The following is an 18,025-nucleotide window of genomic DNA, read 5'->3' as shown; positions in this document are numbered from 1 at the left end:
GTTGCCGGCCCTTGCTCAAGGGGCTTGCCATCCGCCGCCCAGCACTTTGTTGATCGTCACCTGGTTTTGCAGTTGCGCCAGGTGCAGGGCCGACAGGGCCAGCTGTGCGTTGCGGCTGCGCTCCTGCGCATCCAGCCAGGTGCGCAGGGGTACCTGGCCTGCGCGGTAGCGTGCCTCGTACAGGCGGGTGATTTCTGCCGATTCCTGCATGACGCGCTGCTGTGCCTGCTCCTGGCTGGCCAGCTCGGTGCGGGCGGACAGGGCTTTTTCCGTTTCCGCCAGCGCGGCGTACAGCGACTTGCGGAAGTTGACCACGGCCTCTTCATGCTGGTTGCGCGCAATGGCGGTGTTCAGCCGCATCTCGCCCACGTTCAGAAAGGGCAGGGTCATGCTGGCGCCCAGGGCCGCCACGGGGTTGGCCAGCAGGTCGAGCAGCGAGTTGCTGGAGCCCCCCAGGTTGCCGGTCAGCGACAGCGTGGGGTAGTAGCGCGCGGCGGCCGCATCGCTGCTGGCCAGGGAGGCGCGCAGCCGCAGTTCGGCGGCGCGCAGGTCGGGGCGGCGGCCCAGCAGTTCGGCGGGCAGTCCTGCGGCAATGGCAGGCAGCGCGCCCGTGGGCAGGGCCTGCGGCTCGCCACCGGGTGCCTCGGCGCCCAGGAGCAGCTCGTTGAGCGCCTGCCGCAGTTCGGCGCGGGCCTGCGTGTACTGGCTGAGCAGCGCCTGCTGCTCGGCCAGCGCCTGCCGGGCCTCGCGCCGTTCCAGGCTGGATACGGCGCCGCTGCGGTACTGCGCCTCCACCAGCTCGCCGGTGCGGCGTGTGTACTCCAGGCTTTGCCGCGCAAATTCCAGGCGCTCGTTGGCTAGGGCCAGTTGCCAGTACAGGCTGGCGGTGGTGGCCGCCAGGGACAGGGCCACGGCCTGCCTGTCCTGCTCGCTGGCCTGGGCCTCGAAGACGGCCGCATCGCGCTGGGCACCCAGGCGGTCGAACAGGTCCAGCTCCCAGCCCACGCTCAACGTGGCGCTGGACGTCTCCAGCGTGCTGCGCGGGTTGCCGGACAGCGGCCGGCTGGCCCCGGTGCTGAGCGTGCCGCCGGGTTGCGGCAGCAGGGCGCGGCCCGCCAGCTGCGCCTGCAGCGCGGCGCGGCGCACGCGGATGCCTGCCGTTGCCAGGTCGGGGTTGCGCGCAAGGGCCATGTCGATCCATGCATCCAGGCGCGGATCGCCGAAGGCGCGCCACCATGCCTCGGGCGAAGGCGCGGCCGCCGAGGGCTGCGCATGCTCGAACTGTGCGGGCAGCGCCACCTGCGGCGCCTCGTAGGTTGTGCGCGTGATGGCGCCGCAGCCGGCCAGGGCCACTGCGCATGCCAGCACGCCGGTCTTCAGCATATGCATGTCAATCTCTCGATAGAGCCTGTACGGGGTCGAGGCGCGCAGCACTGCGCGCCGGCAGGAAGCCGAAGCCGATCCCGATGAGGGAGGAGCAGGCCACGGCCAGCACGATGGAGGCGGCCGAGAACGAGAGCTGGAAGCTGGAGCCCGACAGGCTCACTGCCAGGCCCAGGCTCAGCGCCAGAGAGACACCCAGGATGCCGCCCACGATGCAGACCAGCACGGCCTCGATCAGGAACTGCTGAAGGATGTCCGACTGGCGCGCGCCGATGGCCATGCGCACGCCGATCTCGCGCGTGCGCTCGGTCACCGACACCAGCATGATGTTCATCACGCCGATGCCGCCCACCAGCAGCGCAATCATGGCGATGGCCGAGACCAGCAGCGTCAGCGTGGTGCTGGTGCGCGTGATGGCCTGGCGGATCTGGTCGGAGTTCCAGATGAAGAAGTCCTTGGTGCCATGGCGCTCGGTCAGCAGGCTGGTGGCGGCCTTTTGCGCGATCTCGGCCGGCACCGCGTCCTTGATGCGCAGCGTGATGCTGTCCAGGTGGTACTTGCCGACCAGGCGCGTGGCGGCTGCGGTGTAGGGCACGAAGAAGGTGGGCGTGGAGCCGCCGAAGCTGTTTTGCGCAGGCCGGAGCACGCCGACGATTTCCACGGGCATCTGGCCCAGCAGCACGACCTCGCCCAGCGGGCTGGGGTTGGTGGGGAACAGGGCGGTGGCGGTCTTCTGGTCGATCACCGCCACCTGGGCGTGCAGGTCCACGTCGCGCTGGTCGAAGAAGCGGCCCGATGCCAGGCGCAGGCCGCGCACGCGAAAGTGCTCGAAGCCCACGCCCGTCACCTGGGCCGTGGCCGCGTTCTCGCGGTACAGCGCCGTGACGCCGACCGACACATTGGGCGTGGCGCTGTCCACGTAGGGCTGCTCGGCCAGGGCCTGGGCGTCGGCGGCGACCAGGGTCTCGATGGCGGCCGCGCGCGTGTCGCCGAAGTCCTTGCCGGGGAAGATGTCCAGCGTGTTCGTGCCCAGCTCGCTGATCTGGTTCATCACCTGCTGCTGCGCACCGCGCCCCAGCGCCACCACCGAGACCACGGCCGAGATGCCGATGATGATGCCCAGCATGGTCAGGAAGGTGCGCAGGCGGTGGGCGTTCATGGCGCGCAGGGCCATGCGCAGGGCTTCGCCAAAGCGGTCCGACAGTCCGCGCCAGGAGGCCCGGCGCGCGCCGGATGCCGGCTCCACGGGCGGCCTGGCTTCGTGCGGGGTGCTGCGCCGGTCGGCAATGATGGCGCCGTCGCTGATCTCGATCACGCGCGTGGCGTGGGCGGCGACGGCCATGTCGTGCGTGACCAGGATGATGGTGTGGCCGTCGGCATGCAGCTCCTGCAGGATGCGCATGACCTGCTCGCCGCTGGCCTTGTCCAGCGCGCCCGTGGGCTCGTCGGCCAGGATGACGGCGCCGCCGTTCATCAGCGCACGCGCAATGGACACGCGCTGCTGCTGCCCGCCCGACAGCTGGCCCGGCCGGTGCTGCATGCGGTCGGCCAGGCCCAGGCGTTCGAGCAGGGCGGCCGAGCGCGCATGCCGCTCGCCGGCCGGTGTGGCCGCGTAGACGGCGGGCAGCTCCACATTGCCCTGGGCCGTGAGGTCGGGCAGCAGGTGGTAGCGCTGGAAGATGAAGCCGAAGTGCTCGCGCCGCAGCGCGGCCAGCGCGTCGGGCCCCAGCTCGCTGGTCTCGCGGCCCGCGATGCGGTAGCTGCCCGAGGTCGGATGGTCCAGGCAGCCGAGGATGTTCATCAGCGTGGACTTGCCCGAGCCCGAGGCGCCCACGATGGCCACCATCTCGCCGGCCTCGATGGTCAGGTCGATGTCCTTGAGTACCGCCACCGTGGTGTCGCCCGCAGGAAACTCCCGGCGCAGGCCCTGCATCTGCAGCAATGCATGGTCCATGCTTACATTCCCATCGGGTCGCTGCCGGCCGGCTTGCCGCCGGGGCTGGCCTCGCCGATCACCACCTGCTCGCCGGGCTCCAGCCCCGACAGCACCTGGGCCTGGGCGTTGGTGCGCAGGCCCACGCGCACCTTGCGCTCGGTGACCTGGCCCTGGGCATCGCGCACGCGCACGCTGTAGTTGTCGTCGGCATCGCGGCTGCCCAGCGCGGCGGCCGGCATGAGCACGGCCTTGTCGGCCTGGGCCACGCGCACGGTGACCTGGGCGGTCATGGAGGGGCGCAGCTTGCCTTCCGGGTTGGGCACGTCGAACTGGGCGTTGTAGTAGATGGCCTTGGCGGCCTGGGCGCCGGTGGCGGTCGCTGCGCCAGCGGTGGCGTCCGTGGCGATGGAGGCGGGCGCAGGCTCTATGCGCTCGATCGTGGCGGTGTGGCGCTGGCGGCCGCTGCCCAGCGTGGTGAACCAGACCGTCTGGCCCAGCTGGATCTTGTCCACGTCGGCCTCGGCAATCTCGGCGCGCACGGTCATCACGTCGAGCTTGGCCAGCATGACGATGGTGGGCGTGGTCTGGAAGGAGTTCAGGGTCTGGCCCTGCTTGGTGACCACGGCCACGATCACGCCGTCCATGGGCGCGACGATGCGGGTGTAGCCCAGGTTGATGCGCTCGGTCTCCACCTGGGTGCGTGCCTGCTCGATCTGTGCCTGAAGGGCGCCGACATCGGCCAGCGCGGTGTCCAGCGCAGCCTTGGCGGCTTCATGGTCGGCGCGCGAGGTGGCGTCGGCCTGCAGCAGCTCCTGCTGGCGCTGGAAGGTCAGCCGGGCCTGGACGAGGGCCGCGCGCCGCGCGGCCAACTGGGCCTGCAAGGCGGTGACGGATGCCTCGGCATTGCGCAGCTTGATGCGCTGCGGCTGGGCATCGACTTCGGCGATCAGGTCGCCGGCCTTGACCTTCTGGCCCAGCTCCACGTGCAGGCGCCTGACCTGGCCCGAGACCTGGGCGCCCACGGCCACCAGTTCCTTGGGGTGCAGCCGGCCCACGGCTAGCACGGTCTGCTCCAGGTCGCCGACGGTGACGGGTGCGGTTGCGAATTGGGTGGAGGGCTTGGCACTGGCCTTCCACCACACCAGGCCTGCGACCATGCATGCGCCTGCGACGGCGACCATGGCCCATTTGCGATTGAACTTCATTCTTCCCCTGCCGCGCGGTCGGCCGCAGGGGAGACAGTCCCTGCCCGGCGCCGCGCCAGATGCTCGAACTTACCAGTCTGGCGCGGTTCGATGTCCCGGCATTGACCAAGGCATGGAGATTCAGTGGAGAAAAGCGAGGAGAGGGAGCGGCCGGGCTGCCCCCTCGGCTCACCGCAAGTTCAGCGCAAGTTCAGCGCCAATATTGGCACTTGCTCTCGGCCTTGGTGGTCCAGACCTGCTCGGCCGGCAGCTTCTTGACCAGCTTGTAGTAGTCCCAGGTGCCCTTGGATTCGGCCGGGGATTTCACTTCCATCAGGTACATGTCGTGCACGTAGCGGCCGTCCTCGCGCAGGTAGCCGCTGCCGAAGAAGTCGTCCATCTTCATGCCGCGCCAGGTGGCCATGACCTTGTCGGCATCCAGCGTGCCGGCCTTTTCCACGGCCTTGAGCCAGTTCATGGTGGCCGAGTAGTCGGCCGCATGGATTTCGCTGGGGCGGCGCTGGGTCTTGGCCATGAAGGCGTCGGCGAACTTGCGCGAGGCATCGTTCATGTCCCAGTACCAGCTGGTGGTGAACTGCATGCCCTGCGTGTTCTTCAGGCCCAGGCTGTGCACGTCGGTGAAGAACACCAGCAGGCCGGCCAGCTTCATGTCCTTGGTCACGCCGAATTCGCGCGCTGCCTTGATGGAGTTGATGGTGTCGCCACCGGCATTGGCCAGGCCCAGGATCTGGGCCTTGGAGTTCTGCGCCTGCAGCATGAAGCTGGAGAAATCGCTGGCGTTCAGCGGCGTCTTGACCGAGCCCAGCACCTTGCCGCCGCGCGCCTCGATGATCTTGGTGGTATCGGCCTCCAGCGCATGGCCGAAGGCATAGTCGGCGGTCACGAAGTACCAGCTCTTGCCTCCGGCCTCCACCACGGCCGCGCCCGTGCCCTTGGCCAGGGCCACGGTGTCGAAGGCGTAGTGCACGGTGTAGGGGCTGCACTGCTCGTTGGTCAGCGCCGAGCTGCCCGCGCCGTTGTCGATGAAGACCCGCTTTTTCTCCTGCGCCACCTTGGCCATGGACAGGGCCGTGGCCGAGTTCGTGCCGCCAAACACCAGGCTGATGCCCTGCGTGTCTATCCACTCGCGCGCCTTGCTGGCGGCGATATCGGCCTTGTTCTGGTGGTCGGCCGTCAGCAGCTCGATGGGTTTGCCCAGCAGCTTGCCGCCGTAGTCGTCGATGGCCATCTGTATCGCCACGGCGCCGTTCTTGCCCTCGACATCGGCATAGAGACTGGACATGTCGGTGATGAAGCCGATCCGAACCTTGTCCTGCTGCGCCAGGGCCGGCGTTGCCAGTGCGGCGGCGCACAGTGCCAGGGCCAGCGGTGTCATCAGCGATGTCTTGGGGCGTTGCTGCATGAAGTCTCCTTGCTTTGGATGGAAAAAGCCCGCTGCTGTTGCGCAGGGGCCGGGTGATTCCATGCTGGCAGGGACAGGGGTCTGCCGCATTGGGGCAAGCACGGGCTTGGTGGCCCCGGTGCGACAGTACAGCCGCTCATCCTTGCAACGTGGCCGGCCCGTTGATTGATCGCCATGCGCTGCGTATCCCGGCCGTGGCTTGTGCGCGCGTCAGGACCTGCTTTTCCGTTCCTTGACCTGGGAATGCGAAAGCACTGGACTTGAATTAATTTGTCTGGAAAAACAATCAAAAAATTAGGTTTTGCTTAGAATAATGGACAAATGAAATCGCCAGAAAGGTCCACCCTTCTTCAGCGCCAACTGCTTTTGCAGTTCGGTGAACGGCTCAAGCGCCTGCGCAAGGAGCAGGGGCTGGGCACGGTCGAGATGGCCTCGCGCGTAGGCATATCCCGCAGCACGCTCGCTGCAGTCGAGTCCGGCGATCCCGGGCCATCCATGGGCACGTACCTGCGGGTCATGTCGGAACTGGGCATAGGGGGAGAATTGGCATTGCTGGCGGGCGACGCCCTGCAGCCCGCGCCCGCAGGAACTGCCGCAGCCCGTTCGCGCCATGCCAGGCCCGTCGTACAGGTTCTGGTGCGTGCGCAGGATGCGCGCCATGAAGTGCAGGATCTGCAAAGCCTCGCATTGCATGAAGAAGCCGTGCGCCTTGTGCGATCTGACCCGGCATTGCTGCAGCAGGCACAGGACACGTTGGAGAGGTGGTTGAGCCAGGGGGATTCGCATTCCGCCAGCCTGTGGAGGCAGTGGCAGGATGTCTTGCAAAATGGCCGCTGGCGCACCATCCTGGCCCGCACGCGAAGGGCCCAGGAACTGCGCCAGGCCTCGCCCCTGACATCGGTGCTGCCCGAACAGGTGCGCCAGCAGATACGGGCGCAGGTGGGGGATCTCAAGCGGGGCGTTGCATTGGGAGATACAGGGCGGGCCTATGAACCGAGAGGATCTTGAGCACATCATTCGTGCGAGCGGGGATGTGACGAATGAGTATGAATTCGTCATCGTGGGAAGCCAGGCAATCCTGGGCTCCATCCCGTATCCCGAGCCGGTTTTCAAGATGTCCGCAGAGGCGGACATCTATCCGCTCAACGCTCCGGATCTGGCGGACCGGATCGACGGATCCATTGGCGAAGGCACTCGCTTCCACGAGTATGGCACTGATGGAGCATGGCCATGTACAGGTCGATGCGGCACTGAAACTGGCAAGCAGCATGCCGTTGGGTGATGACGGCAAACGGCAATTGCGGGCCCGGATTCAGCGCTGGTTCAAGGGGCTGAAAAAATAAAAAGCAGCCCGCAGGCTGCTTGTCGATTGCCGTGTCCGCGCGATCAGGCCGCAGGTCGCGCGGTGCGCACTGCGCTCTTGGGGCGGAACGCCTTGCACACGCTGTCATCCGTTTCCAGATAAGGCCCGCCGATCAGGTCCACGCAATAGGGCACGGCCGCAAAGATGCCGTTGACCTTTTGCGTGCCATCGGGGTTCTTCAGACCTTCCAGGGTTTCGGCAATGGCCTTGGGCTGGCCCGGCAGGTTGATGATCAGGCTCTTGCCACGGATCACCGCCACCTGGCGCGACAGGATCGCCGTGGGCACAAAGGCCAGGCTGATCTGGCGCATCTGCTCGCCAAAGCCCGGCATTTCCTTGTCGGCCACGGCCAGCGTGGCTTCGGGCGTGACATCGCGCGGGGCGGGGCCGGTGCCGCCCGTGGTCAGCACCAGGCAGCAGCCTGCATCGACCAGTTCGATCAGCGTGGCGCTGATGCCGGCCTGATCGTCGGGGATCAGGCGCGGCTCGAACGTGATGGGGTTCCTGAGCGCGCGGGTGAGCCAGTCCTGCAGGGCCGGCAGGCCCTTGTCCTCATAGACGCCGCTGCTGGCACGGTCGCTGATCGAAACGATGCCGATGCGCACGGCGTCATGGACGGGCTCACTCATCGTCGGCTTCCTCGCCAGCGCCGTCACCGTCCTCGGCTGTCTCGCGGCCCGTGCCGCCCAACTGCTGGCGCACCAGCTGGAACAGATCGCGGTAGGCGCGGCCCTTGCGCTGGGCCAGGCCGGTGGATTCCTGCACATTGGCCTCATGGGCGCCCGGCATGTCCTTGCGGGCCTGGCGGATCAGGGCGCGCAGCTGCTGGGTGTCGGTGTCGGGGAAATGGTCCAGCCAGATGGACAGGGCCGATTCCTCGGCAATCAGGCGGTCGCGCCATTGCTCGGCCGCATGCAGGGCCATCTTCTCGGCGGCCGATCCGTTGTGCTGCTCGTCCAGCGCGGCGCGCACGGCGGCGATCTCGGTCTCGTCCAGCTTGCGCATGAGCTTGCCGACGTACTGCATCTGGCGGCGCTTGCCTTCGAAATTGGTGATGCGCTTGGCCTCGGCCAGGGCATCGGCCAGCTGGTCGGGCAATTGCAGGCGCTTGAACAGGTCGGAGCGCAGCGTCAGCAAATCCTTGCCGAGGTCCTGCAAGGCGTCGGACTCGCGCTTGAGATCCGTCTTGCTGGAGTCGGGGGTGCCTTTGAGTTCGGCCTTGAGCTGCAGGTCGAGTTCGCTGCCTTCGGCAACGAAGTGACCTTTGACGTAGTAGCCTTTTTTGGGTTTGCGTGACATGGGGTAGGGGACAAATACAGTGGCGGCGCGGAGGGCGCTGCAGTGGCGGCTATCATAGCCGCCGCTATGAAAAAACCCCGTCCCCGCGCGGCAAGCACCGCCAAACCGCAGGCTGATTCCGGCTTCAGCTACAGCCAACCGTTTTTTGAAGACCTGGTGGACCGTGCCCTGGTCCACGCCAAGAAGCTCGGCGCCACCGACGCCGGAGCCGAGGCTTCCGAGGGCTGCGGCCTGAGCGTGAGTGTGCGCAAGGGGGCGCTGGAGACCGTGGAGCGCAACCGCGACAAGTCGCTGGGCGTGACCGTCTACCTGGGCAACCGCCGAGGCAACGCCAGCACCTCGGACTTCTCGGATGCCGCCATCCAGCAGACCGTGCAGGCCGCCTACGACATCGCGCGCTTCACCGCCGAGGACCCCATGGCCGGCCTGCCCGATGCGGCCGACATCGCCCCGCCCGGCACCCACCGTGACCTGCAGCTGTTCCACCCCTGGGAGCTGACCAGCGAGGCTGCGGCGCAGCTGGCGCTGCAGTGCGAAGAAGCTGCCCTGGGCACGCACAAGCGCATCACCAACAGCGAAGGCGCTGGCGTTTCGGCCCAGCAAAGCCATTTCTTCAGTGCCCATACCAATGGTTTCCGTGGCGGCTACGCCAGCTCGCGCCACAGCCTGTCGGTGGCGCCCATCGCATCGCTGCCCGGCCGCAATGGCGAGATGCAGCGCGATGCCTGGTACAGCTCCATGCGCAACGCGGCCGACCTGGCCTCGCCCGAAGCCGTGGGCCGCTACGCCGCCCAGCGCGCCCTGAGCCGCCTGGGCAGCCGCAAGATCCCGACCACCGAATGCCCGGTGCTGTTCGAGTCCACGCTGGCCGCCGGCCTGCTGGGCAGCTTCGTGCAGGCCGTCAGCGGCGGCGCGCTGTACCGCCGCAGCACCTTCCTGCTCGACTCGCTGGGCAAGCCCGTCTTCCCCAAGCACATCGACATCACGGAAGATCCCTTCATCCTCGGCGGCAAGGGCAGCTCGCCCTTCGACGAGGAAGGCGTGCGCGTGCAGGCCCGCAAGGTGGTGGATGCCGGCCGCGTCGAGGGCTACTTCCTGTCCAGCTACTCGGCACGCAAGCTGGGCATGAAGACCACCGGCAATGCCGGCGGATCGCACAACCTGATCATGACCTCGCGCCGCACCAAGGCCGGCGACGACCTGCCCGCCATGCTCAAGAAGCTGGGCACGGGCCTGTTCGTGATCGAACTCATGGGCCAGGGCGTGAACTACGTGACCGGCGACTACTCGCGCGGCGTCAGCGGCTTCTGGGTGGAAAACGGCGAAATCGCCTTCCCCGTGCATGAGATCACCATCGCCGGCAACCTCAAGGACATGCTCAAGGGCATCGAGGCCGTGGGCGCGGATGCCTACAACTACGGCGCCAAGACCGTGGGCTCTATCCTGATCAACCGCATGAAGGTGGCTGGTAGCTGATTGGCTTGCGGCTGCGCATGCTGATGAAAAGCGGCCCGAAAGGCCGCTTTTTTGTGGGCACCCAGTCACCGCGTGCCCCGGCCGCAGTTGGCCGCACCAGCTCGCGTCCCGCGAACCCCAAGTGACCTTTGTCCTCCCCTGAGGTTCGCATTTCTGCAAGCCGTTGTTTTTGTTGAGGCATCACTGCGTCTTTCGTGGTCCTTGCCGTTTTTCCGTGACAGAGCGCGCAGGTTCGCGATGGCGAAGCTTTTTATGCAGTGGTACGGCTGGGTTATAAGCATGCCGTCGCGCCCCGTGCGGGCGCGTGGATTGAAACTTTTTCGAGCTCACGCAGACGCACAGCGAGCTCGTCGCGCCCCGTGCGGGCGCGTGGATTGAAACTGGCGGTAGGCCCGGCTGTTGTTCACTGCCTGCGAGTCGCGCCCCGTGCGGGCGCGTGGATTGAAACGGTGCTGGAGCGCCGCAAGGAGATCGCGCCGAGGGTCGCGCCCCGTGCGGGCGCGTGGATTGAAACACTCTGCGGGGCAAATCGTTTCGATGGCCTTTTTGTCGCGCCCCGTGCGGGCGCGTGGATTGAAACATGAGACCCCAGATGACGACGCCGGCCGCCATGAGTCGCGCCCCGTGCGGGCGCGTGGATTGAAACTGCTGCACTCTGTATATCAATCCCGACCACAAGAGTCGCGCCCCGTGCGGGCGCGTGGATTGAAACCTTGAAACGGAACTCGCTCATTGCGACGCCCTATCGTCGCGCCCCGTGCGGGCGCGTGGATTGAAACGGCTCTGGACAGATCGCGAGTCCGAGCCCCAGCCGTCGCGCCCCGTGCGGGCGCGTGGATTGAAACCTCAAGGACGAACTGACCGAGGTGCTGGAGCTGGTCGCGCCCCGTGCGGGCGCGTGGATTGAAACACCCCATCGGACTTACGCCTGCTGGGGCGCTGGGGTCGCGCCCCGTGCGGGCGCGTGGATTGAAACAGGGCGTCAGTAGACAGCGACCCGAGAGCGGTCTGTCGCGCCCCGTGCGGGCGCGTGGATTGAAACCAATTGATAGCAACGGAACACGACAGCCTCACCGTGTCGCGCCCCGTGCGGGCGCGTGGATTGAAACTCCCCGAGATTGAATGCAGCCCGGTCGTGTCCAGGGTCGCGCCCCGTGCGGGCGCGTGGATTGAAACGTCCATGTCGCTGCTCGCTGCGTCCTCTTGATTGGGTCGCGCCCCGTGCGGGCGCGTGGATTGAAACTGCCAGGGACAAACACCATTGCGCCCCCTGGCACTGGTCGCGCCCCGTGCGGGCGCGTGGATTGAAACGGCGGCGTGCTGGACAAGGCCCGAGGCGGTGCCGTCGCGCCCCGTGCGGGCGCGTGGATTGAAACGGCGCCAAGGCTGTTGCAGCAACTGGCATGGCCATGTCGCGCCCCGTGCGGGCGCGTGGATTGAAACAAGGCTATTTGGGACATGGCTACGGACCTTGTGTGTCGCGCCCCGTGCGGGCGCGTGGATTGAAACGCAGAGCTGATCAAAGACCTGACCACCGAAGACCGTCGCGCCCCGTGCGGGCGCGTGGATTGAAACTCTTTGAGCGTGTCCAGCTGGCTGAGCAGGGGCGTCGCGCCCCGTGCGGGCGCGTGGATTGAAACCACGGCGCCGAGCCGCCAGCGGACTGGCGCGAAGGTCGCGCCCCGTGCGGGCGCGTGGATTGAAACTAGGGCGACGATTTGCGGCCCGCTGTGCGGCAGTGTCGCGCCCCGTGCGGGCGCGTGGATTGAAACTTACGGGCGTAGTCGTCCCGGTAATAGTCTCGATCGTCGCGCCCCGTGCGGGCGCGTGGATTGAAACCTGCCTGCGACCGAGCTTGCTGGCCCCTTCGACGGTCGCGCTCCGTGCGGGCGCGTGGATTGAAACGTCGATGACGTACAGCGGACCTTGATCCTTGTCGGTCGCGCCCCGTGCGGGCGCGTGGATTGAAACGTGCAGGCCGGCAGCGACTGGCGCAGCCTCAACCGTCGCGCCCCGTGCGGGCGCGTGGATTGAAACTATGCCGTGGGCCTTCGCATTGGGATTGCAGAGGTCGCGCCCCGTGCGGGCGCGTGGATTGAAACCCGAACGCTGGATACTGGCGGAGACTGTCCCTTTCGTCGCGCCCCGTGCGGGCGCGTGGATTGAAACCGGTCAAACATGTGCACGTAGACGGTCTGGAAGTGTCGCGCCCCGTGCGGGCGCGTGGATTGAAACCAGTCCCTGTTGGTCAAGGCGAACCGGAGCATGCGTCGCGCCCCGTGCGGGCGCGTGGATTGAAACATCACGCAGGACCCGACGCTGGTGCACCAGACTCGTCGCGCCCCGTGCGGGCGCGTGGATTGAAGCATGGCCATCAAGCGCGAAATGACGGGTTCTGGCAATCGCTGACAACCCGATGCCTGCATGTCGGCAAGGCGCTGTCCTACCGGATGAGCAGGGTTTGGGAAGGCGATGCGACTGATTCAAATTGTCAAATTTGTTCCCGGATGTGTTTCTTCCGTGCCAGCAGTCTGGCCGGTTTGCGTAGGTGGTTCGAGGGAGAGCGACGTGGGTTTTCTGAGGCGTATGAAGTTGGGAACCATGCTGGGCATGGGTTTCCTTGCGGTGATCGTGGTCTGCGTGTGCGTGGCCGGCTTCGGCTGGATGAAGCTGCACGATCAGGGGGAGCAGTTGCGTGTTTTGGCTGAGGACCGCATGGGCAATCTGGCCCGGCTGCAATCGCTCAAGGACAACGCCAATGTGTCGGCGCGGGTGGTGCGCAATCTGGCGCTGATCACCGATCCGGCGCAGATGGCCGAGGAGAGCCGCCGGCTGGATGAGGTGGTCGCCAGGAACGGCCTGGTCATGAAGGAGCTGGACCAGCGCCTGCAGACCGAGCAGGCACGCCGGCTCTTTGCCGACATCAGGCAGGCGCGCCAGCCTTTCGTGGAAACCATGCGCCAGGCCGGTGACCTGGGCCTGGCCAACCAGGGCGATGCCGCCAGGGATCTGATCATGGGGCGCCTGCGCTCCTTGCAGACGACCTATTTCGATGCGGTCGAGGCACTGGTCGATTACCAGAAGGCACAGACGCAGGCCACGGTGGACGGCTCCCTGCGCAGCGTGGCCGAAGACGGCGTGGCCATGCTGGTGCTGACGCTGCTGGCCGCCGCGCTGGGCTCTCTGGTGGCCTGGATGATCACCAGGACGGTCAAGCAGCAGCTGGGCGGAGAGCCCTCCTATGCCGCCGGGGTGGCGCGCCAGATCGCGCAGGGCGATTTGTCCGTGCGGGTGCAATTGACGCCCGGCGACACCTCCAGCCTGCTGCGCGCCATGGAGGACATGCGGGCCGGTCTGGCGCGCGTGGTCGCCGATGTGCGGCAAAGCAGCGAATCCATCGCGACCGGCGCCAGCCAGATCGCATCGGGCAATGCCGACCTGAGCCAGCGCACGGAGGAGCAGGCCAGCAATCTGGAGCAGACCGCCGCCTCCATGGAGGAGATGAACGCCACCGTCAAGCTCAATGCCGATACAGTGCGCACGGCCACCCAGCTGGCCGCTTCGTCGAGCCAGGCCGCCACTGGCGGCGGCAAGATCGTGGACCGCGTTGTGGCCACCATGGAGCAGATCACCGCGAGTTCCCGGAAGATCGAGGACATCATCGGCGTGATCGACTCCATTGCCTTCCAGACCAACATTCTGGCGCTCAATGCCGCCGTGGAGGCAGCGCGGGCGGGCGAGCAGGGGCGCGGCTTTGCCGTGGTGGCATCCGAAGTGCGCAGCCTGGCCCAACGCAGCGCGGGGGCAGCCAAGGAGATCAAGGCCCTGATAGGCGAGAGCGTGTCCAAGGTGGACGAGGGCTCGGGCCTGGTGGGCGAGGCGGGTTCCGCGATGAAGGACATCGTCCAGCAGGCGCAGCGCGTTGCCGACCTGATCGGCGAAATAGGCGCGGCCACGGCCGAGCAGGCCGACGGTGTGGCGCAGGTGGGCGACGCCGTCGTACAGCTGGACCAGGTCACGCAGCAGAATGCGGCCCTGGTCGAGGAATCGGCGGCGGCTGCCGCAAGCTTGAACGCGCAGGCTGCCAAGCTGGTCGATCTGGTCAGTCTGTTCAAGCTGGACGGGGTGTCCTCGTCCGTGTCCCTGCCCGCGTCCTCACCGGCCCAGGCGCCAGCGCCAGCCGCCTCAGGCAGCAAGGGCGGCCAGCGGACGAAGGCGTCCCCAGCGGCACCCAGGGTTGCTGCAGCGCCTGCCAAGGTCACCCCGCTGCGCAATGCGGGCGAGCGTGTGGACGAGAACTGGGAAGTGTTCTGACCGCGAGCGCGGCAATGCCGCGCTGTGCGCGTGGAACCGGGGGACTTGCCGGCCTCATGCCGTCGGATGGGGTGGGGTTTGCCCAGATGCCTGCCCCGGTGCATGGGCCGGCATGTTGCGCACATGCAGGTCCAGCTGCGGGAAGGCCACGGCAATGCCAGCGTCCTTGAGCCGGTCGTTGACGCGGCGGTTGAGGTCGTGGCGCACGGGCAGGCGGTCTTCGACCTTGCCCACGTAGGCGCGCAGCTCGAAGCGCTGGCCGTTGCCTTCCAGCGCCATGAACCAGCAGTTGGGCTCGGGCTCGCGCAGCACCTGGGGGTGCTCCCTGGCAATGTCCAGCAGCATGTCGCGCACCTGCTCGGGGTCGTTGCCGTGGGCCACGGGCACGTCGATCACCAGGCGGGTCACGTCGTCGCTCAAGGTCCAGTTCGTCACCTGGCCGGTGATGAAGGTCTTGTTGGGGATGACGATTTCCTTGTTGTCGAAGTCCAGCACCGTGGTGGCCCGCGTGCGGATGCGCGTGACGGTGCCGGTGAGGGTGTCGATGGTGATGACATCGCCCACGCGGAAGGGCCGCTCCACCAGCAGGATCAGGCCCGAGACGAAGTTGGCGAAGATCTCCTGCAGGCCGAAGCCCAGGCCCACGGTGAGCGCCGCCACCATCCACTGCAGCTGGCCCCAGCGCAGGCCCAGCAGCGTGAAGGCGCTGACCGTGCCCGCGATGGTGATGGCGTAGCGCGCCAGCGTGGCCAGGGTGTAGCGCGCGGAGCTGCTGATGCGGTTGGAGGCCGACAGCGTCACTTCCAGCAGGCCCGGCAGGTTGCGTGCAAAGCTGAAGGTCAGCAGCAGGATCATCACGCCCAGCAGCGCATCCATCAGGCTCACGGGGGCGGCATGCGCGATGCCGTCGGCGCCGGTGTTGGTGGTGTACCAGAGCACCACGCCTTCGGAGCGCAGCAGCGCAGGCAGCACGGGCAGCCAGGCGTAGACCAGGGTCAGCACGACCAGCACCTGCTGCAGCAGGCCCAGCAGCCGGTGCGCCTGGGCGCCCACGGTGACCAGGGCCATCTGGGTGGCTTCGTCGGTGGGGGCCTTGCCGGTGTCCACGCCCGAGCCGCTCTGGGCCAGCCTGGCGGCTTCGCGCAGCCGGTTCAGCGCCAGGCGCCGCTCGCCCAGCAGCAGCCAGCGCCGCAGCAGGTTGACCACGACCTCGACCGCGCCCAGGAACACGAAGCTGGCCATCAGGGCCTGGATGACTTCGGTGGCCGTGTAGACATAGCCGAGCACGATGCCCACGGCCAGCGCGCTGAGCATGAGCATCAGCACCACGCTGACGATCTGGCCCCAGTGGATGCCGGGCCGCTTTTGCTGCATGACACGGCGAAAGTACAGCCAGGCCATCCAGGCCAGCCCCAGCGACAGCATGAGGATGGAGATGCGCCCCCAGGTGCTGATGGCGTGGTTGTCATGGCTGTAGAAGGCCAGGCCGCCCAGCAGTTCGGCAGGCACGATCAGCCAGGCGGCGCGGCGCACCATCTGGCGCAGCATCTGCACGCGAGCAGCCGGCCAGCCGAAGTGGGCCAGTGCCAGCCCGCCCGGGCAGAACAGGGCGTTGAGCAAGGTGGCCACGAATATGAAATCGCTGAGCTGGACCAGGGTGGCGCCCAGCGGCTCCAGCGCCGTGCCCACGGTTTCCGGGCCTTGCAGCAGGCTGCCCAGCGCCGCGGCCGCAAAGCTCCAGGGCAGGGTGTAGAGCAGGCTCCAGCCCAGCGCCAGCAGGCTCAGCCCGAAGTGGTCGCGCATGAAGTCGCCCACGCGCACGGCGATGGACTGCAACTGGCGCAGCGCGTAGCGGCGCAGGCCCAGCAGCAGGGCCACGATCAGGCCGACGGCGCCAAAGGCCCAGGGATCGTTCCAGATGCTGGCGGCCAGGGCGCGCGCGGTTTTCCAGGGGGAGCTGCTGCCTTCGATGTCCTGCTCCAGCGCCTGCCACTCGCTGAGCCAGGTACGGTCCATGGGGCGGTGGCTGGGGAACCACAGCAGCTCCTTGTCCAGCACCTGGCGCAACTCATTGCCGCTGCGCAGGGCCGCGCGCAGTGCGTCGTCGGTCTGCTCCAGCACGGCGATGCGGCGCAGCAACACCGGCTGCAGTTGGTCGGTGAGTGCCACCTGCCGGGCCAGCAAAGCGGTCTGCTGGGCAGATACCGTGGCGTTGGCGGCCGGCTCCGGTGCCGCCACGCCGCCTGCATCCGCAGCGTCGGCCGGGGCCTGTGCCGCCGTGTCCGCGCCAGGGTTCTGGCGCCATTTGCTGGAGTTGAACAGTGTCAGGCGCAGCTCGGCCAGCTGGCGCTGCACGGCCCGGTGCCTGGCCTGCAGGGTGCTGCCGGAGGACAGCTCCACGCGCTGCTGCCACAGCCACTGGCCCACGGCCGCACTGCCACCGCCCAGCCGCAGGCGTGCCTGGGTGTCGCGCAGCGTGGCGCTCAATTGGTCGCGGACATATTCGTCATTGGCCAGGGTCTTGCGCTCCTGCGCCAGTTCATTGGAGTTCTTGAGGATCTGCGCGGCCAGCGCCGCATTGCGCTGGGCCAGGTCGCGTATGGCGGGATCGGCGGCGGAAGCGTGCTGGGCGGCCAGCTCCATCTCCTGCACCTGCTGCTCCAGTTGCTGGCGGCTGCGCTCGGCAATGCGCTGGGTCAGCCAGGCGGCGCGCGGCATGCGCTCCAGCAGCTCGCGGCGCTGGGCCTGCAGCTGGGCGGCCAGCAGGCGCTGGCGGGCTTCGATGGTGGACTGCTCTTCCTGTCGCAGCGCCAGCTCCAGCAGGGCGCGGCGGTGCTCTGCGCTGCGCCGTGCCTGGCGGGCCTGGGTGAGGTCGGGGGCTTCGCCGGGCTCGGCGGTCACGGGCTCGGCGTTTTCCTGCGCGCGTTGCTGGAGGATGGACAGATCGATCCGCCCCGGGCCGGGCTGGGACACCAGATTGGCCTGGTCGGCCGCGGATTTCTCGATGCCGGCCTTGAGGGCGGCAATGGCATCGCGCTCATCGGCCAGCAGGCGTTCCAGCACTTCCTGGCTGGCGTTGGCGGGAACGCGTTCCTTCCAGCGATCGAACAGGCTGCCCAGCTGCTCGTCGCTCAGCGGCGCGGGCAGGGGCGGCACGGGCGTGCGTGCCCTGGCGCGCATGCGGTCCAGTTCCTGGGCCAGCGCATCGGCTTCCTTTGTGGCCGAGGCTGCGGCATCGAGCTGGGTCTGAATGGCGTTGCTTCGTTCCTTGTCGGACGCGGAGCCACCGCCCAGGGTGCCCTGCAAGGCACCCAAAGGGCCTGCTGCCGGTGCGGCCTTGGCCAGGCCCGGTGCCAGCAGGGCGAGCAGCAGGCCGAGCACCAGGCACATGGCCCACAGCAGGTGCATCGGCGTGACGGCAGCCAGTTTGCGCGATGGGCGACCGGCGGCAAGTAGGGGGTTGTCGGCAGGAGACATCGGTTCTGAATTCGGGCCTGTGCCGCTGTGTGAGTGCGGACTATTATTTGTCAAAAGTGGGAGCGTGAGGCGCTGTATTCACGGGCCTTGCTGCAGGCCCGGCTGGCTCAAGCCCCTGTCCCGGCGCCGCAAAAAGCGGGGTAGTCCAGGAACCTGACATTGTGACCTCG

The 18,025-nt window shown here is 67.5% G+C and carries 11 protein-coding genes and 1 CRISPR repeat array; of the genes, 4 read left to right on the top strand and 7 right to left on the bottom strand.

What is annotated here, in order from left to right; translation table 11 throughout:
- Window positions 1–15: 15 nt before the first annotated feature.
- The 4 genes from DTS01S_RS20605 to DTS01S_RS20590 all read right to left on the bottom strand — a co-directional run bounded on the left by DTS01S_RS20605 (window position 16) and on the right by DTS01S_RS20590 (window position 5,926).
- Complete coding sequence (locus tag DTS01S_RS20605; RefSeq protein ID WP_061288623.1) at window positions 16–1,389, bottom strand: efflux transporter outer membrane subunit; 1,374 nt, start codon at window positions 1,387–1,389, stop codon at window positions 16–18.
- A 1-nt stretch (window position 1,390) separates the two neighbouring features.
- Window positions 1,391–3,337: a MacB family efflux pump subunit gene (locus tag DTS01S_RS20600; RefSeq protein WP_017405712.1), complete on the bottom strand. Its 1,947-nt coding sequence runs from the start codon at window positions 3,335–3,337 to the stop codon at window positions 1,391–1,393.
- A gap of 2 nt (window positions 3,338–3,339) precedes the next feature.
- Window positions 3,340–4,524 (bottom strand): efflux RND transporter periplasmic adaptor subunit, encoded by a 1,185-nt coding sequence (locus DTS01S_RS20595; protein WP_017405711.1) that lies wholly within the window; start codon window positions 4,522–4,524, stop codon window positions 3,340–3,342.
- 190 nt (window positions 4,525–4,714) lie between these two features.
- Window positions 4,715–5,926 (bottom strand): ABC transporter substrate-binding protein, encoded by a 1,212-nt coding sequence (locus DTS01S_RS20590; RefSeq protein WP_016449656.1) that lies wholly within the window; start codon window positions 5,924–5,926, stop codon window positions 4,715–4,717.
- A 321-nt stretch (window positions 5,927–6,247) separates the two neighbouring features.
- Here DTS01S_RS20590 and DTS01S_RS20585 point away from each other — a divergent pair, with 321 nt between their 5' ends.
- Window positions 6,248–6,934 carry a helix-turn-helix transcriptional regulator gene (locus DTS01S_RS20585; protein ID WP_017407501.1) on the top strand — a complete coding sequence of 229 codons (687 nt, stop codon included), beginning with the start codon at window positions 6,248–6,250 and terminating at the stop codon, window positions 6,932–6,934.
- The gene (locus DTS01S_RS29860) at window positions 6,915–7,208 is read left to right on the top strand and encodes a hypothetical protein (protein ID WP_074931994.1); all 294 of its coding nucleotides are present in this window, start codon (window positions 6,915–6,917) and stop codon (window positions 7,206–7,208) included. The genes DTS01S_RS20585 and DTS01S_RS29860 overlap by 20 nt, the downstream gene beginning before the upstream one ends.
- Before the next feature lie 104 nt (window positions 7,209–7,312).
- Here the strand turns inward: DTS01S_RS29860 and mog are convergent, their stop codons facing one another.
- Window positions 7,313–7,918, bottom strand: coding sequence for a molybdopterin adenylyltransferase (mog, locus tag DTS01S_RS20580; protein ID WP_061288621.1), 606 nt, complete (start codon window positions 7,916–7,918; stop codon window positions 7,313–7,315).
- Entirely contained in the window at window positions 7,911–8,588 is a 678-nt protein-coding gene (gene yjgA, locus DTS01S_RS20575; RefSeq protein ID WP_016449652.1) for a ribosome biogenesis factor YjgA, read from the bottom strand. The genes mog and yjgA overlap by 8 nt, the downstream gene beginning before the upstream one ends.
- 66 nt (window positions 8,589–8,654) lie before the next feature.
- Here yjgA and pmbA point away from each other — a divergent pair, with 66 nt between their 5' ends.
- Together pmbA and DTS01S_RS20565 are read left to right on the top strand one after the other, a co-directional pair.
- Window positions 8,655–10,064: a metalloprotease PmbA gene (gene pmbA, locus DTS01S_RS20570; RefSeq protein ID WP_017407500.1), complete on the top strand. Its 1,410-nt coding sequence runs from the start codon at window positions 8,655–8,657 to the stop codon at window positions 10,062–10,064.
- A 284-nt stretch (window positions 10,065–10,348) separates the two neighbouring features.
- Window positions 10,349–12,431: direct repeats of the CRISPR family, unit length 32 nt; unit sequence GTCGCGCCCCGTGCGGGCGCGTGGATTGAAAC.
- A 219-nt stretch (window positions 12,432–12,650) separates the two neighbouring features.
- On the top strand, window positions 12,651–14,378 hold the full coding sequence (locus DTS01S_RS20565) for a methyl-accepting chemotaxis protein (protein ID WP_017407591.1): 1,728 nt from the start codon (window positions 12,651–12,653) through the stop codon (window positions 14,376–14,378).
- A gap of 54 nt (window positions 14,379–14,432) precedes the next feature.
- Here DTS01S_RS20565 and DTS01S_RS20560 read toward each other — a convergent pair whose 3' ends face one another.
- Entirely contained in the window at window positions 14,433–17,786 is a 3,354-nt protein-coding gene (locus tag DTS01S_RS20560) for a mechanosensitive ion channel domain-containing protein (RefSeq protein WP_017407592.1), read from the bottom strand.
- Window positions 17,787–18,025: the final 239 nt, after the last annotated feature.

It is taken from the genome of Delftia tsuruhatensis NBRC 16741 (assembly GCF_001571325.1).
GTDB classification, from domain to species: domain Bacteria; phylum Pseudomonadota; class Gammaproteobacteria; order Burkholderiales; family Burkholderiaceae_C; genus Comamonas; species Comamonas tsuruhatensis.
This window is presented reverse-complemented; position numbering and strand designations above follow the sequence as displayed.

What these genes read in the sequence shown, in the direction of transcription:
- DTS01S_RS20605 (WP_061288623.1), bottom strand. Translation starts at nt 1,389, where the DNA reads ATGCATATGCTGAAGACCGGCGTGCTGGCATGCGCAGTGGCCCTGGCC.
- DTS01S_RS20600 (WP_017405712.1), bottom strand. Translation starts at nt 3,337, where the DNA reads ATGGACCATGCATTGCTGCAGATGCAGGGCCTGCGCCGGGAGTTTCCT.
- DTS01S_RS20595 (WP_017405711.1), bottom strand. Translation starts at nt 4,524, where the DNA reads ATGAAGTTCAATCGCAAATGGGCCATGGTCGCCGTCGCAGGCGCATGC.
- DTS01S_RS20590 (WP_016449656.1), bottom strand. Translation starts at nt 5,926, where the DNA reads ATGCAGCAACGCCCCAAGACATCGCTGATGACACCGCTGGCCCTGGCA.
- DTS01S_RS20585 (WP_017407501.1), top strand. Translation starts at nt 6,248, where the DNA reads ATGAAATCGCCAGAAAGGTCCACCCTTCTTCAGCGCCAACTGCTTTTG.
- DTS01S_RS29860 (WP_074931994.1), top strand. Translation starts at nt 6,915, where the DNA reads ATGAACCGAGAGGATCTTGAGCACATCATTCGTGCGAGCGGGGATGTG.
- mog (WP_061288621.1), bottom strand. Translation starts at nt 7,918, where the DNA reads ATGAGTGAGCCCGTCCATGACGCCGTGCGCATCGGCATCGTTTCGATC.
- yjgA (WP_016449652.1), bottom strand. Translation starts at nt 8,588, where the DNA reads ATGTCACGCAAACCCAAAAAAGGCTACTACGTCAAAGGTCACTTCGTT.
- pmbA (WP_017407500.1), top strand. Translation starts at nt 8,655, where the DNA reads ATGAAAAAACCCCGTCCCCGCGCGGCAAGCACCGCCAAACCGCAGGCT.
- DTS01S_RS20565 (WP_017407591.1), top strand. Translation starts at nt 12,651, where the DNA reads ATGAAGTTGGGAACCATGCTGGGCATGGGTTTCCTTGCGGTGATCGTG.
- DTS01S_RS20560 (WP_017407592.1), bottom strand. Translation starts at nt 17,786, where the DNA reads ATGCACCTGCTGTGGGCCATGTGCCTGGTGCTCGGCCTGCTGCTCGCC.